A 13,226-nucleotide genomic window follows, 5' to 3' on the forward strand; every position below is an offset into this window, starting at 1 on the left:
TCAGCCCAGCCGGAGCAGGCGGGCCAGGATCTCGGCCGGCAGGGCGTCGACGTCGGTGTCGACGGCCACGTGCACCGATGGGGCATCGACGTCCGTGAACGCCACGGTGGCCCCACGGGCCGGGCCGAGGTCGCACGCCACCTGGATCGGCATCGGCGTGGTCGCCAGTACGCCGGGCGTCACCGCCTCCAGCACGGCCACGGCGTCGTGCACCGCGACGGCGTCGATGCCGTAGCGGGCGAGGTACGCCGCGCGGTAGTGGGTGATCGCCTCAGCCAGCGCGGCACACCGCGGGCCGCCGGACGCCAGGGTCTCGATCCAGGCCGGACCCGCCGGACACCGCAGGGTCAGGTCGAGCGGCACCATCGTGACCGGGACGTCGGGCTGGGTGAGCACCCGGTGGGCTGCCTCCGGGTCCGAGTGGATGTTGAACTCGGCGACGCCGCTGATGTTGCCCTCTCCCAGCGCGCCGCCCATGACGATGATGCGACCGATCCGGGGCGCCAGATCGGGATGCACCGCGAGCAGCAGCGCGATGTTGGTGAGCGGCCCGATCGCTGCGATCGTCACCGGATCGCCGGCCGCGCTCAGCACGGCGGCCATCAACCCGACGGCGCCGCGTGCGTCCGGCTCGGCGGCCGGGGCGGGCAGCATCTCGGCCCGCCCGCCGAGCCCGTCGCCCCCGTGCCAAGCCTCGGCGCGCCGGCGCTGCGGGTACACGAGCGGGCGGGGGGCACCCCTGCCGACCGGCACGTCGGAGCGGTCGCAGAGGGCGAGCAGACGCCCGGCGTTCTCGGTGGTCCGGGGCTGCGGGACGTTGCCGAACACCGTGGTCACGGCCCGCAGCTCGATCTCGGGCGAGGCCAGCGCCAGCATGATCGCGACGGCGTCGTCCACCCCTGGGTCGGTGTCGATGATGAGCGGCGTGGGCCGGGTCGGCGCGCTCACAGGACGGCCGCCAGTTCTGCGGCGGTGGGCAGCGACGGCTGGGCGCCGGCCCGTGTCACGGCCAGCGCACCGGCGGCGCACGCCCTCCGTAGTGCGTCGGCGTCGGACACGCCGTTCAGCATGGCCACCGTGAGCGCGGCTGTGAAGGCGTCACCTGCCGCGGTGCCGTCGACGACGTCCACCGGTGGGGGCTGCGCGGCGGCCACCTCCCGGCCGTCCCGGCGCAGCACCGCACCTTCGGCGCCGGCGGTGACAGCGACGGCCCTGGCCGCGTCGAGCCCCTCGATCGCGGCGTACTCGGCCGTGTTGACGACCACGAGGTCGATCCTGCGGAGCAACTCGGACGGGAGCGCCCGCGCGGGAGCGGCGTTGAGCACGACGAGCCCGGTCGCGTGCTGCACGGCAGCCGCCACCGCGCTGTCGGGGATCTCCAGCACGGCGAGCACTGCATCCGCGCCGCGGACGTCGTCGGGGCTCACGTCGAGGGTGGCGTTCGCGCCCGCCGCGACGACGATCGTGGTCTCGCCGGCGTCGTCCACGGTGATCAGCGCATGGCCCGTGGGGTGTCCGGGCTCCCGGCGCAGCCCGTCGAGCTGGACTCCGTCGTGCTGGAGCAGAGCGAGGGCCTCATCGCCGGCGGCGTCGTCGCCGACCGCGGCCACCAGCGTCACGTCGGCGCCCAGGCGGCGAGCTGCGAGCGCCTGGTTGGCGCCCTTCCCGCCCGGCACCCGGCGCAGGTCACCCGCGGCCAGTGTCTCCCCGGGAGCGGGCAGCCGGGGCACACGGGCCACGAGATCGAGGTTGACGCTGCCGACGACCGCGATCCGGGGCACCCCGCGGACGATGGTCGATCACGCAGGCCTGCGCAAGCACCCTCACTCCGACCGGGTCGGTTCGCTCTCGTCGCTCGAATCGAGGTCGCGCTCGGCGCGCTCGGTGGTGCTCCCGCCACCCCCGCTGGATCGGTCGGGCGCGGCCGGGTCGGCGCCGGGATCGGCGGCGCGATACGCGCGCTCGTCCTCCGGGCCGGCAGCCGTGGGGTTGTCGACCCGCCGCGAGACGACCCGGTCCTCCTCGGTGGCGCTCGGCGGCTCGGGTCCGCCGGTGCGCGAGCTCTCGGTGGCCATCGCCGCGACTACCCGGGCGGCAGCGGAGGGGAAACGCGCCGGTCCTATCGTCGGGTCATGACCAGCATGTGGGGGGCGCCCATGCGCGAGCGCTGGGGGCGGGCCGCGAGGCGCGACCCGCGGCAGGCCCGGTTCCTCACGCTCGCCTCGCTGCGCTGGGTGATCCGTAACCGCGCTTACACGCCCTGGTACCTGGTCCGGTACTGGAGACTTCTGCGGTTCCGGTTGGCGAACCCACACGTGATCTTGCGCGGAATGGTGTTCCTCGGCAAACGCGTGGAGCTGCATGCGCGGCCTGGTTACGGGCGCCTTGAGATCGGCCGATGGGTGCACATAGGCGATGGCAACTCGCTGCGCTGCCACGAAGGCTCGCTGCGGATCGGCGACAAGGTCGTTCTCGGCAAGGACAACACCATCAACTGCTATCTCGATGTCGAGGTCGGCGCATCCACGATCGTGGCGGACTGGGTGTACGTCACGGACTTCGACCATCGCACGGAGGACGTACACGTTCCGATCAAGGACCAGGGCATCGTCAAGACGCCGGTACGCATCGGGCCCGACTGCTGGGTCGGGGTGAAAGTGTCAGTCCTGCGTGGCACGAGGGTGGGGCGGGGTTCCGTGCTCGGTGCGCACGCCGTGGTGCGTGGCGACATCCCTGAGTACTCGGTGGCAGTTGGCGCCCCGGCGAGAGTTGTGCGTAACCGGCTGGCCGACTACGAGGCGGGCGCCGACCGCCGCGCCGCTCTCGCCGACATCGCGCGCAAGACCGAGGCCGCTGTACACGAGCGTGTCGCGCAAAGTTCCAGTAGTGCGGTCGTCAAGAAGGGTTAACAAAATCTGAATCGATGTGAGCTGCGGCAACTATGGTAACGGATGCGGCCCTCCCTGCGTTGGAATAGACGTCGGAGAAACCCCGAAGCCCAGGAACAGGTGCCTCATGAAGGACGACACCGTCCGCCGCCTCAATGCTCTCGACCAGGAGTACACCGCGGCCGTCAACTCTGCCGTGGCGGAGGACCGCGACGACCTCATCCAGCAGCTCATCGCCGAGTACCCCGACGCCGCTCTGGAGATCATGAACGACGAGGCGGCCTGATCGCCGCCGCGGGCGCGCTGCGTCCGAAGACGTTGCCAGTAGGAATCTTCGGCCGACCCAACTGGGTCGGTCTCTCTACGGGTGCTGCTGCGTACACCGCAGCGGTACCTGCGGCGATACGGGCCCAGTCGAAGTCGACGGCGAGCCGTGCCCGTGCCGTGTCAGCGCGCCGTGCCGCGGCCTCCGGGTCGTCGAGCACGGCGCCGACCGCGCTTGCGAGCGCCGTGACATCCCCCGGCGTGAACGACAGCCCGGTCTCCCCGTCGACCACCACCTCGCCCAGGCCACCCGCCGTCGACGCCACGAGTGGCGCTCCGGCCGCCGCCGTCTCCAGGGCCACGATCCCGAACGGTTCGTAGCGGCTCGGCAGCACCACCACGTCGACGGCCGCCAGCAGAGCCACCAGATCCTCGTCCGGCAGATGCCCGAGAAAATCCACGCTCCGTCGCACCCGGTGCGTCCGTGCCGTCCCCACGAGCATCTCCGCGGCGGTGCCGGTGCCCGCGATCAGCGCCTTCGTGCCCGTATGCGCGCGGCGGACCCTGGGCAGCGCCGCGATCAGGTCCTGCACGCCCTTCTCGTACTCCAAGCGTCCGAAGTAGAGGAGTAATGGTTCCCCGCCGGGTGCGAACCGCCGGCGGGCGGCAGCGACACGGGACTCGTCGGCGCGCCAGCGCCGCGGTGCGATCCCGTTGTGCAGCACGGCGATGCCGGCTGGATCGAGTTCGTACAGCTCTGCGGCCTCGTCGCGCATCGCCGTCGAACACGTGATCACGGTGTCGGCCCGGTTGGCGAGCCACCATTCCGTGGAGTGCACCTGACGACTCAGCGGTGAGGACAGCCATCCCGCGTACCGGCCCGCTTCGGTGGCGTGGATGGTGGCCACGAGCGGCACGCCGAACACATCCGCCAGTGCGATGGCGGGGTGGGCCACGAGCCAGTCGTGGGCGTGGACGACGTCCGGGCGCCATCCCGTGATCGAGGTGAGTGCCGTGCGCAGCAGTGCATGTCCCATCGCGAGCGTCCACGCCACCATGTCGCGTTCGAACTCGAGGTGCGCCGGGTCCTCGGCGACGCGCAGGACCCGCACACCCTCCACGACCTCGTCGACAGTCGGGTGCGTGCCGGCGTCGGTGCCGCTCGGCTGCCGGGACAGGACGACGACATCGTGGCCGGCTGCCGCCAGTTCCGTCGCGAGGGCGTGCACGTGCCGGCCCAGGCCTCCGACCACCACCGGCGGGTACTCCCACGACAACATCAGCACCCGCACCCCCGGAACCTATCCGGCGGTGGGACCCGGCCCCGAGGACGCCCCGTCCCGTCGCGAGGCCAGGTGGTGGTCGAGGACGCGGCTCAGCAGGTCGGTCAGCTCGGCCCGTTCGTGCTGCGAGAGCGGCGCGAGCAGTGCGTCCTGCACCCCGTCCAGCGTGGCGCCGAGGCGATGGAGGCGGTCGATCCCGGCGTCGGTGATCGTGATGATGTTGCGCCGGCGGTCGGCCGGATCGTGGGCGCGTACCACCAGCTTCTGCTCGGCGAGCTCGGTGACCGCCTCCACGACGTAACTGCGGTCGATCCGGCAGCGCCGTCCCAGCTCCGCCTGGCTGGCGGGGCCGAACTCCTCGAGCGCGGCGAGAAGCGCGTAGTGGTAACGGCGCCACTCGCCCGCGTCGAACGCCTCTCCCAGCAGCCTGCCCGCGTGCGTCGCGAGGTGCGTGATGAGCCACGTGGGCTTGGAGCGCAGGCGGGTGGGAGTCCGGCGGTCCGCTGGGTTGTCCACGCGACGAGGCTACAACTGTTGGCCCGGCCCACAATCTCCACTACTGTTGGCCGAGCCAACGTTGGTGTGGCCAACATTCAATCAGGAGACGCCCATGCTCAGCCCGTACCGCATCGAGATCCCCCAGAGCACCCTCGACGACCTGGCCGACCGGTTGGCACGTACCCGCTGGCCCGACGAACCGCCCGCCGCCGGGTGGGACCTCGGCATTCCGCTGACCCGGGTGCAGGAGCTCGCCGAGCACTGGCAGAAGGCCTACGACTGGCGCGAGCACGAGGCCGAGCTGAACAGGTACCCGCAGTTCGTCACGGAGATCGACGGGCAGCGCATCCACCTCCTGCACGTGCGGTGTGCCGACCCGGACGCACTACCGCTCGTCCTCACGCACGGCTGGCCGGGATCGATCGTCGAGTTCCTCGACGTCGTCGAACCGCTCTCGCGCGACTTCCACCTCGTGATCCCGTCGATTCCCGGGTTCGGCTTCTCCGGCCCCACCCGGGAGCGGGGCTGGAACGTGCAGCGGGTGGCCCGGGCCTGGGCCGAGTTGATGCGCAGGCTGGGCTACGACCGTTACGGCGCCCAGGGCGGCGACTTCGGGTCGGCGATCTCCCGCGCCCTTGCCGCCGTCGCACCCGACCACGTCGTCGGTGTGCATCTGAACTACCTGCCGACCCCACCGCCGCCCCAGGGTGAGGAGGACGGTCTGTCCGAATCGGATCTCGACCGGCTGGCGCGCACCAGGCGCTACCTCGCCCACCAGCCCGGGGTCCGCGTGCTGAACGCCACCCGTCCGCAGTCGGTGGCGTACGCGCTGACCGACTCACCGGTCGGGCAGCTGGCCTGGCTCGCCGACGTGTTCGCCGAGTGGGGCGATCCGAGTGGGGCGGTTCCGGTCGACCGCCTGCTCACCAACGTCATGCTCTACTGGCTCACCGGCACGGCCGGTTCGTCGGCGCGGCTGAATCGCGAGAGCCCACTCGGCCCGCTGCCTTGTCCGGCACCGATGGGCGTCGCCGTCTTCCCGCACGACATCACCCTGTCGATCAGGTCGCTGGCAGAGCGCGTCTACCGGATCACCCACTGGACCGAGTTCGACCAAGGAGGCCACTTCGCAGCGCTGGAAACTCCGGCCCTGTTTGCGGGTGACGTCCGGGCCTTCTTCCGCGACATTGACACGCAGCGCTGATCCGCAGGTGTCCATGTCGCCCTAGAGAGCGCGGGCGTCGATGTGGCCGAAGGGGGCCGGCGGCCATGACGCCATCTTGGTGATCGCCTCTGCCCTGCGGTCGGGCGTCAGCCGGCCGGCCAGTTCCTCCACTCGGTCGGCATGTCCGTACGCGCGCTCTCGCGCGTAGCCGGCGGCGGAGTCCTTGCTGACCATGAAGGCCCAATCGCTGGACAGCGCGAGGAGGGCCTCCTGCGCGAGGCGGTCGCGCAGGAGGTCTCGTGTCCGCGCCGGCGCGACCGCCCCGAGCAGCGCCTTCTGCACGCGCTCGTTGAGCGCCACCAGGTCCGCCACCGGCTCCCCGGCCCACACCCGCCAGTCCTTGCCCGACCCCCACGACGACGGCGGCAGCTCGACGGGTTCACCGATCAGCCCCGCGGCAACGGCCCCGCGCAGCGTCGTCACGCGGACGCCGGCGGCGGGCAGCGCGCGCAGCACCGCCTCCAGCCAGGCCGGTCCTTCGTGCCACCAGTGCCCGAAGAGCTCCGTGTCGAAGGCGGCCACGGTCAGCCCGGGGCGCCCGAGCCGTTCGCGCACGCCGACGAGCCGTTCTCGGACGACCGACACGAAGTCGGCGGCATCCCGCGCCACGGCGGCCGCGGCGCGCTCGGGGTGGTAGGGATGCTTCTTCTCCGGCGGCACCGACCGCCCGGTGACGCGCGCGGGCTTCAGCCCGGACGGGTGGTCGAACGTGTGGAAGTCGCGGTAGTCGCGGTCGCCGGGATAGCCCGAGCGCGGCGACCAGACGCGGTAGGTGACCTCCAGGTCACGGCCGAACGCCAGCACGTCCGAGCTTCCGACCGGGCGGGCGAGCGCGGTCTCGCCGTGCAGCGCGGGCCCGTCGACGAGGAACCGCCGCACACCGGCCGAGGCGTACCCGTGCTCCATGCCCGGCGCGTAGCCGCACTCGGGAGCCCAGATGCCCGCCGGTCGCGTGCCGAGCCGGATGGTCGCGTCGGTGAGTCCCGTCTCGAGCGCGAACGTCCGGACCTCGGGCAGCAGCATCGGAGCGAACGGGTGTGTCGCCGGCCCGCCGAGCAACTCCAGCGCGCCCGCGTCGGCGAGGCGGCGAAGGACCGGCGCCGCCCCGTGGCGCCAGCGGGACTCGAACAGTCCCAGCGCGGCGGTCGCGGCGCGATGCTCGTACGTCGCCAGGTCCGGCAGCCGCGGGGCGGCGCCGTGGGCACGCAGCAGCCAGCCACCGAGCCACTCGTGCATGCCCCGCAGGCAGTGCGGGTCGTCCAGCTGTGCGGCGAGCACGGGTGTGACCCCGAGGGTGAGCAGGTCGCGGTGGCCCTCGGCGGCGAGCCGTTCGACGACGTCGAGAACCGGAAGGTAGGCGTGCGCCCACGACTGGTAGAGCCACTCCTCCCCGACGGGCCAGCGCCCGTGATGGGCGAGCCACGGCAGGTGGCTGTGCAGTACCAGGCAGAACGTGCCGGTCGGGTCGCTCACGGGCGCACGGCGAGGGCGACGAGATCCAGGCTCGCGTCCGGGTTGCCCGCGATGAGCTCGAAGTCGGCGCACGTCACGGAGGTGACGTCGCGCAGCAGCGCCGCAGGCCAGCCCTCGCCCGACAGTGCGACCTCCACCTGCGCGTCGACGATCGAGCCGCCGTGGCTCGCCTCGATCTCGCGCAGCCGTGGCCCGTGGTGCAGCCCGAGGATCTCGACGTCGGCGAACCCGGCGTCGCGGACCAGTCCGGTCAGCTCGGCCCCGGACAGCTCACGGGTGTGGAACGGGTTGAGCGGGGTGTCGCGCCCGGGTGAGAACGTCAGCCGGTTGGGAGTGGACAGCGCCACCGTGCCGCCCGGGCGCACCACGCGGAAGCACTCGCGCAGGAACCGCTCCTGCTCCCAGAGGTGCTCGATCACCTGCAGGGACACGAGCGCGTCGCAGACCTCGTCACGCACCGGGAGCGCCACGAGGTTGGCGCGCGCGGCAGCGACGCGCGGGTAGCGCCGGGCCACGTGCGCGACGGTGAGCGAGTCGTAGTCCACGGCCAGGACGGTGGGGGCGCCCCCGGCCAGCAGATCGGCGCCGTAGCCCTCCCCGCATCCGGCCTCGAGCACGACGCCACCGGAGCACCGGGCGCGCAGGGCCCGGTAGACCACCTCGTGCCGTCGGAACCAGTAGTTCTCCTCCGGGATGCCGGGCACGGTCCGCTCGCCGGTGAGTGGCAGCGCCTGAACGCCGATGTCGGTCATCGCGGGAGGACCACGGACGAGCTGATCGGCTGCGCACCGGAGTGAGATCTCACGCGCGGACCGTCTCAGACGGCACCGAAGAGGTCCACAAGTGCCCTCACGCAGTTCGGCGCATGGCGTGCGGACGTCGTCGAGCGAGCGTGGATCCGTCCGAGAAGTAACAACCGGCCGTCCGGCGCGATCGAGCAAGAGCAGCCCCCGGCGCCGGGGCGCGGCGAAGGGGGCGGCACATGACCCAGGGCGGGCCACCACAGCAGCCGAACCTTCAGCGCCGACCCGGGCGGCGAACGACGTGGCCATGGGTGGTCGGTGCGGGTGTGCTCCTGCTCGCCGTGGTCATCGCCACCGGAGTGCGGATCTCGCCGCCGTCGACCAGCGCGTCGGTGCCACCGCCTCCCCACCGCGCGGTCGACGCGCGGGAGTGGCAGACCATCGCGAAGGACCCCGATGCCTACGCGGGTGATCGCATCGTCGTGTACGGGCACGTGACCCAGATCGACCCCGCCGCCGGCGAATCCACCGTCCGCGCCAACGTCGACGGCGTCGCGCACGGCGGCGAGGAGCGCGCCTATCTGAAGTACAAGACGAACACCATGCTCAGTGGGGATGCGAAGGCTCTCGACGGCGTCGTCAGCGGGGATCTGTTCACCGCGGAGGTCACCGTGCGCGGGTCGATGTCGTACGACACGCAGGTCGGCGGAAACGCGACGGTGCCGGTGCTGGCGATCGACTCGATCCGTGTGACGGACTAGCTGCCGTCACGTCTGCGGCACGCGGAAGAGCGTGAAGAACTGCTGTGCCGCGGCGAGGTCGCCGGTGGCTTCGAGGACGCCGGCTTCCGCGCCCGACGCGAGGGTCGCGCCGCTGAAGATGAGGCCCAACAGAACCGGCACGGGCGCTCGGACAGTGGCGTCGACGTCTCCGGCGGCACTGCGTCTGATATCGACTGAGCCCGGCTGTACCCGGGCATCGAACGAGTCCGCGCCCACGAGCAGGCGGATCGCCATCGTCGGGGTGGCGTCCGCGGGCGGGAAGTAGAGCGCCTTCAGCAGGAGCATGAAGGCGTCCGTGCTCATCCCGGTGTCCGGGCTCGCGGGGATGTGCGCTCCCCAGCGGGAGAGCGCCAGGAGTACCGGCTCCAACTGGTGTCCGCGTTCCGTGAGCTGGTAGGCGTGCGTACTGGCGGGCGGCCCGAGCTCGACGCGCTCCACGACGCCGCTCGCCTCGAGTTCCTTGAGCCGTTGGCTCAGCACGTTCTGGCTCGCCTTGGGCAGCCCCGTTCGAAGGTCTCCGAACCGCTTCGGTCCGAAGACCAGCTCGCGTACCACGAGCAGGGCCCAGCGCTCCCCGATCGCGTCCATCGCGAGGGCGGCGCCACAGGCGTCGTCGTAGCTCCTGTGCGTCACATCGCAATACTACTGACCCGCCACTCGGTGGTGCTAATTTAGGACTGCTGAATCCTAACTAAGGAGCAACTGGTGGACGCGTTACTGAAGCACGTGCTGGAGGCCGGCGGTGGGGTCGACCGGTGGAAGGGGGTGTCGTCCTTCTCGTCGCGGATCACCTACGGCGGGCCGTTCTGGGAGTTCAAGGGGCAGGCCGACTTCGTGGGCACGGACGCCGTGGAGGCGAGGGTCCACGAGCAGTACCTGCGTGCCGTCCAGGAGTCGACGGGTCGCGTGGTGGAGTTCGACAAGAAGGCCGACCGGGTGACCGTCACCGGTCCGGATGGCGACCTCATCGAGTCACTCGTCAATCCTCGGGCCGACTTCGAGGGGTACACGCCCGACACTGCGTGGAGCGTCGCGCAGATGGCGTACTTCCGCAGCTATGCCACCTGGCACTACCTCGTGGAGCCGTATCTCTTCACCTACCCCGGCGTCGAGGCGCGCGAGGTGGAGCCGTGGGTCGAGAACGGCGAGGCGTGGCGCGGACTCTCCGTGACCTTCCCGGACACGATCGACACCCACAACGACACGCAGCTCTACTACTTCGACGACGCCGGTCACCTGCGACGCATGGACTACCAGCCGGTCGTCAACGGCTACTCGCCGACGGCCCACTATGTGCGCAAGGAAGAGACGGTCGACGGATTCGTGGTCGCGACGCAGCGGCGCATCCACATTCGCAACGAGGACCGCACCCCGGACCTGTCCTGGACCCCGATCACGCTCGATCTGAGCGATTCCAGGTTCAGCTGACCGCCGGCCGATCCGGTGGGGAGCGGGGTGAGGCGCTTCCCACCGGGGCCCGGTCAGCCCTGGGACCGCGGGCGGGGGGTGGGGCTTCCCTTGACGGTGAGGACGCCCCCGACGTCGTGCGTGAGCCAGGCGAGGATCGTCGTGTCGTCGAGGGTGAGAGAGACGCGTGGTCCCGACCAGCTCAACGTGGCCGTCGGCCGGTGGTCCAGCGCGTCCTGCAGCAGCGCGGCGAGCTCTGGGGTGGCCAGCACCGTCACCCCGTTGTGGCTGATGGGTCTGCCGCCGGGCAAGCCCTCGGCTGCGTCGGGCCCCGTGCTGAGCACGTAGCCGCAGCCCTGCCGGTCGTCGTAACCGGTCACGATCAAGGTCTTGCTCCCGTTACTTACTCGATGATTCCGGCCGCAAGGCGTGCGAGCCGGTCGGAGTCGGCGGCGAGCCGCTCGATGTTCGGGTCGGTCGCCGAGATGCCGTGCCGGACCGCGAGCCTGTGCACGTCGGGGTAGCCGATCTGGGTGAGTTCCTCCGCGTCGAGCCACACGACGAAGCGCATCGGCAGGTCCAGCCCGATCGACGGTGCGGCGGTGAGAAGGGGAACCTCGGCCCCTGGGTTGCTCACGAACACCACCGACGTGGGACGGATCGGAGGACCGGAGTCGGCTGAGCCTGCGGCGAGGTCGGCCACCGCGATCGAGCGGGTGGGCGCGCGGTCGGCGTTGCGGCGTAGTCGCTCGACGGTGGTGGGGACGTCGGCGCTGCCGTAGACGGTGACGAGGTAGTCCGAGGGCGTCACGCCGATCAGCGGGGAGCCGACCGGCGCGGAGGAACCCGGCACCGTCTCGGTCAGAACGGGCAGCGTGGCGTCACGTAGCGCGTCGCGCGGGCCGGCGGCTGCGATGCCCGACACGGCGGCGACGTAGTCGGCGCTGTTGACGGTGAGGCTCACCCAGCCGTCCGTCTCGCGCACGAGGTATCGCTGCGGCAGGTCGACGCCTGCCCGCTGGTCGACGCGCAACAGCGGCATCTGCCCCGCGGGCGACCCGCCGATGACGAGGGTGGAGGCCGGGATCGTGACACCGGCCTTCCGGGCCTCCGCGGCGTAGTCGACGACGGTGACCACGGAACCGCCGTTGCTCGTGATCGCGTCCTGAACTCGTTGTGTGGTGGTGGCGACGTCTGTGCCGGCCGTCAGCATGATCGTGCCCGACGGCTGGCCCGGCGCGGCGCGCGGTGCGAGCGCCACCTCCCCGTTGCCGACGTTGCCGCATGCGGCAGCGACTACGGCGAGCATGACTGTGGCGCCCCACGTCCGGATGGTGTCGGATCTCCGGGTCTGGGGGGCTCGGACCAGGACGGACATGGGGCGGCTCCGCGAGTAGACGGCGCCCGACCCTATCTGCCTTCAACCGCCCGTCCGGCGAATGAAATGCGCGCGCCGGTCAGCGGCGCCGCAGGCGCGCCAACAGGCCCCTGGCCCGCTGCTGATTGCGGGGATCGGCTGCCATCCGGCGGCCCTGTTCGGTGAGGCGTCGGCCCTGTGGGCTCGCGAGGAACGTGCGGATGCGGTCGATGATGGGCATTCGGACTAATACCCGATCACCCGAGCGATCACACAGGCCGCTGACCGGCCACGGTGAGAAGTTTCACCCGTGGTCCGTTTGCCGTCGCGATACTCGCCGGTAACAATTGCCCGATCCGGCCGCCCCCGCGCCGAGCTGTGGTCAGTGGTGGCAGAGTCGGGGAGATTGGGCGCCGAGTGTGAGCGCCCCCGTGTGGCCCACCGCGGCTCGTCCGCACCGGCAGGAGGTCGAAGAGGTCTGATGAACATCGTCGTGCTGGTCAAGCAGGTGCCGGACACCTATTCGGAACGCAAGCTCAGCCCGTCGGACGGGACGTTGGACCGGGATGCCACCGATGCGGTGCTCGATGAGATCAATGAGCGTGCGGTGGAGGCGGCTTTGCAGTTGAAGGAGTCCCACGGTGGTGAGGTGACCGTGGTGACGATGGGCCCGGACCGTGCGACGGATGCGATCCGTAAGGCGTTGTCGATGGGTGCGGACAAGGCGGTGCACTTGTCGGATGAGGCGGTGCACGGGTCGTGTGCGGTGCAGACCGCGCGGGCTCTGGCGAAGGTGCTGGGCACCGTCGAGGGCGGGTTCGATCTGGTGGTGGCGGGGAACGAGGCCTCGGACGGGCGCAGCGCGGCGGTGCCGGCGATGGTGGCCGATGTGTTGGGGTTGCCGGCGTTGACCCACGCCCGCGAGGTCACGGTGGACGGTTCCACGGTGACGGTGCGGCGGGAGACCGACGACGGGGTGACGCACCTGTCGGCGGAGTTGCCGGCGGTGGTGAGTGTGAACGAGAAGATCAACGAGCCGCGGTATCCGTCGTTCAAGGGGATCATGGCGGCGAAGAAGAAGCCGGTGGCCACCCTGTCGTTGGCGGATGCGGGTATCGACCCGTCGGAGGTGGGGTTGGCCACCGCGTTGTCCGCGGTGGTCTCCTCGCAGCCCAAGCCGCCCAAGAGCGCGGGGGAGAAGATCGAGGACGAGGGCGACGGCGGCGCGAAGGTGGCGGCGTTCCTGGTCGCGCAGAAGCTCATCTGAGTATCGGTTCGACGAGTAGGGGAGAAGGCTCATGGCTGA

The 13,226-nt window shown here is 71.1% G+C and carries 17 protein-coding genes; 6 read left to right on the top strand and 11 right to left on the bottom strand.

What is annotated here, in order from left to right:
- Genes ABD743_RS35575 through ABD743_RS35585 form a run of 3 tightly spaced genes read right to left on the bottom strand, consistent with a single transcriptional unit; the run spans position 1 to position 2,075 of the window.
- A complete protein-coding gene (locus ABD743_RS35575; RefSeq protein WP_344727653.1) occupies positions 1-948 on the bottom strand; it encodes a nucleoside hydrolase in 948 nt (315 codons plus the stop codon).
- Positions 945-1,781 (bottom strand): ribokinase, encoded by an 837-nt coding sequence (locus ABD743_RS35580; protein WP_344727654.1) that lies wholly within the window; start codon positions 1,779-1,781, stop codon positions 945-947. The genes ABD743_RS35575 and ABD743_RS35580 overlap by 4 nt, the downstream gene beginning before the upstream one ends.
- A 42-nt stretch (positions 1,782-1,823) precedes the next feature.
- Positions 1,824-2,075, bottom strand: coding sequence for a hypothetical protein (locus ABD743_RS35585; RefSeq protein WP_344727656.1), 252 nt, complete (start codon positions 2,073-2,075; stop codon positions 1,824-1,826).
- Positions 2,076-2,132: 57 nt separating this feature from the next.
- Here ABD743_RS35585 and ABD743_RS35590 point away from each other — a divergent pair, with 57 nt between their 5' ends.
- The gene (locus ABD743_RS35590) at positions 2,133-2,909 is read left to right on the top strand and encodes an acyltransferase (protein WP_344727657.1); all 777 of its coding nucleotides are present in this window, start codon (positions 2,133-2,135) and stop codon (positions 2,907-2,909) included.
- Between the two features lie 106 nt (positions 2,910-3,015).
- On the top strand, positions 3,016-3,174 hold the full coding sequence (locus ABD743_RS35595) for a hypothetical protein (protein WP_241035951.1): 159 nt from the start codon (positions 3,016-3,018) through the stop codon (positions 3,172-3,174).
- Here ABD743_RS35595 and ABD743_RS35600 read toward each other — a convergent pair.
- A complete protein-coding gene (locus ABD743_RS35600; protein WP_344727658.1) occupies positions 3,152-4,444 on the bottom strand; it encodes a glycosyltransferase family 4 protein in 1,293 nt (430 codons plus the stop codon). The two genes, ABD743_RS35595 and ABD743_RS35600, sit on opposite strands and share 23 nt — an antisense overlap.
- A gap of 9 nt (positions 4,445-4,453) precedes the next feature.
- A complete protein-coding gene (locus ABD743_RS35605; protein ID WP_344727660.1) occupies positions 4,454-4,951 on the bottom strand; it encodes a MarR family winged helix-turn-helix transcriptional regulator in 498 nt (165 codons plus the stop codon).
- Positions 4,952-5,045: 94 nt separating this feature from the next.
- Between ABD743_RS35605 and ABD743_RS35610 the strand changes: the two genes are divergently transcribed.
- On the top strand, positions 5,046-6,137 hold the full coding sequence (locus ABD743_RS35610; protein ID WP_344727661.1) for an epoxide hydrolase family protein: 1,092 nt from the start codon (positions 5,046-5,048) through the stop codon (positions 6,135-6,137).
- 21 nt (positions 6,138-6,158) lie between these two features.
- On the opposite strand, the gene ABD743_RS35615 is transcribed toward ABD743_RS35610, so the two are convergent.
- On the bottom strand, positions 6,159-7,631 hold the full coding sequence (locus tag ABD743_RS35615) for a 1,4-alpha-glucan branching protein domain-containing protein (protein WP_344727662.1): 1,473 nt from the start codon (positions 7,629-7,631) through the stop codon (positions 6,159-6,161).
- Positions 7,628-8,383, bottom strand: coding sequence for a class I SAM-dependent methyltransferase (locus ABD743_RS35620; RefSeq protein ID WP_344727663.1), 756 nt, complete (start codon positions 8,381-8,383; stop codon positions 7,628-7,630). The genes ABD743_RS35615 and ABD743_RS35620 overlap by 4 nt, the downstream gene beginning before the upstream one ends.
- A gap of 230 nt (positions 8,384-8,613) precedes the next feature.
- On the opposite strand from ABD743_RS35620, the gene ABD743_RS35625 reads away from it, so the two are divergent.
- Complete coding sequence (locus ABD743_RS35625; RefSeq protein WP_344727665.1) at positions 8,614-9,135, top strand: hypothetical protein; 522 nt, start codon at positions 8,614-8,616, stop codon at positions 9,133-9,135.
- A gap of 6 nt (positions 9,136-9,141) precedes the next feature.
- Here the strand turns inward: ABD743_RS35625 and ABD743_RS35630 are convergent, their stop codons facing one another.
- Complete coding sequence (locus ABD743_RS35630) at positions 9,142-9,789, bottom strand: winged helix-turn-helix transcriptional regulator (protein ID WP_344727666.1); 648 nt, start codon at positions 9,787-9,789, stop codon at positions 9,142-9,144.
- Between the two features lie 72 nt (positions 9,790-9,861).
- Between ABD743_RS35630 and ABD743_RS35635 the strand changes: the two genes are divergently transcribed.
- Complete coding sequence (locus tag ABD743_RS35635; protein WP_344727667.1) at positions 9,862-10,584, top strand: hypothetical protein; 723 nt, start codon at positions 9,862-9,864, stop codon at positions 10,582-10,584.
- Between the two features lie 53 nt (positions 10,585-10,637).
- Here the strand turns inward: ABD743_RS35635 and ABD743_RS35640 are convergent, their stop codons facing one another.
- The 3 genes from ABD743_RS35640 to ABD743_RS35650 all read right to left on the bottom strand — a co-directional run bounded on the left by ABD743_RS35640 (position 10,638) and on the right by ABD743_RS35650 (position 12,161).
- The gene (locus ABD743_RS35640) at positions 10,638-10,943 is read right to left on the bottom strand and encodes a 4a-hydroxytetrahydrobiopterin dehydratase family protein (protein WP_344727669.1); all 306 of its coding nucleotides are present in this window, start codon (positions 10,941-10,943) and stop codon (positions 10,638-10,640) included.
- Between the two features lie 23 nt (positions 10,944-10,966).
- Entirely contained in the window at positions 10,967-11,941 is a 975-nt protein-coding gene (locus ABD743_RS35645) for a DUF302 domain-containing protein (protein ID WP_344727671.1), read from the bottom strand.
- Between the two features lie 79 nt (positions 11,942-12,020).
- Positions 12,021-12,161, bottom strand: a complete 141-nt coding sequence (locus ABD743_RS35650; RefSeq protein WP_344727672.1) for a hypothetical protein — start codon at positions 12,159-12,161, stop codon at positions 12,021-12,023.
- Positions 12,162-12,398: 237 nt separating this feature from the next.
- Between ABD743_RS35650 and ABD743_RS35655 the strand changes: the two genes are divergently transcribed.
- Positions 12,399-13,187, top strand: a complete 789-nt coding sequence (locus ABD743_RS35655; protein ID WP_344727728.1) for an electron transfer flavoprotein subunit beta/FixA family protein — start codon at positions 12,399-12,401, stop codon at positions 13,185-13,187.
- Positions 13,188-13,226: the final 39 nt, after the last annotated feature.

The sequence above is a fragment of the Pseudonocardia yunnanensis genome (assembly GCF_039534065.1).
Lineage (GTDB): Bacteria > Actinomycetota > Actinomycetes > Mycobacteriales > Pseudonocardiaceae > Pseudonocardia > Pseudonocardia yunnanensis.

Bases quoted from the DNA above. Each gene is read 5' to 3' on its own strand.
- ABD743_RS35585 (WP_344727656.1), bottom strand. From the start codon at position 2,075: ATGGCCACCGAGAGCTCGCGCACCGGCGGACCCGAGCCGCCGAGCGCC.
- ABD743_RS35590 (WP_344727657.1), top strand. From the start codon at position 2,133: ATGACCAGCATGTGGGGGGCGCCCATGCGCGAGCGCTGGGGGCGGGCC.
- ABD743_RS35595 (WP_241035951.1), top strand. From the start codon at position 3,016: ATGAAGGACGACACCGTCCGCCGCCTCAATGCTCTCGACCAGGAGTAC.
- ABD743_RS35610 (WP_344727661.1), top strand. From the start codon at position 5,046: ATGCTCAGCCCGTACCGCATCGAGATCCCCCAGAGCACCCTCGACGAC.
- ABD743_RS35620 (WP_344727663.1), bottom strand. From the start codon at position 8,383: ATGACCGACATCGGCGTTCAGGCGCTGCCACTCACCGGCGAGCGGACC.
- ABD743_RS35625 (WP_344727665.1), top strand. From the start codon at position 8,614: ATGACCCAGGGCGGGCCACCACAGCAGCCGAACCTTCAGCGCCGACCC.
- ABD743_RS35645 (WP_344727671.1), bottom strand. From the start codon at position 11,941: ATGTCCGTCCTGGTCCGAGCCCCCCAGACCCGGAGATCCGACACCATC.
- ABD743_RS35650 (WP_344727672.1), bottom strand. From the start codon at position 12,161: ATGCCCATCATCGACCGCATCCGCACGTTCCTCGCGAGCCCACAGGGC.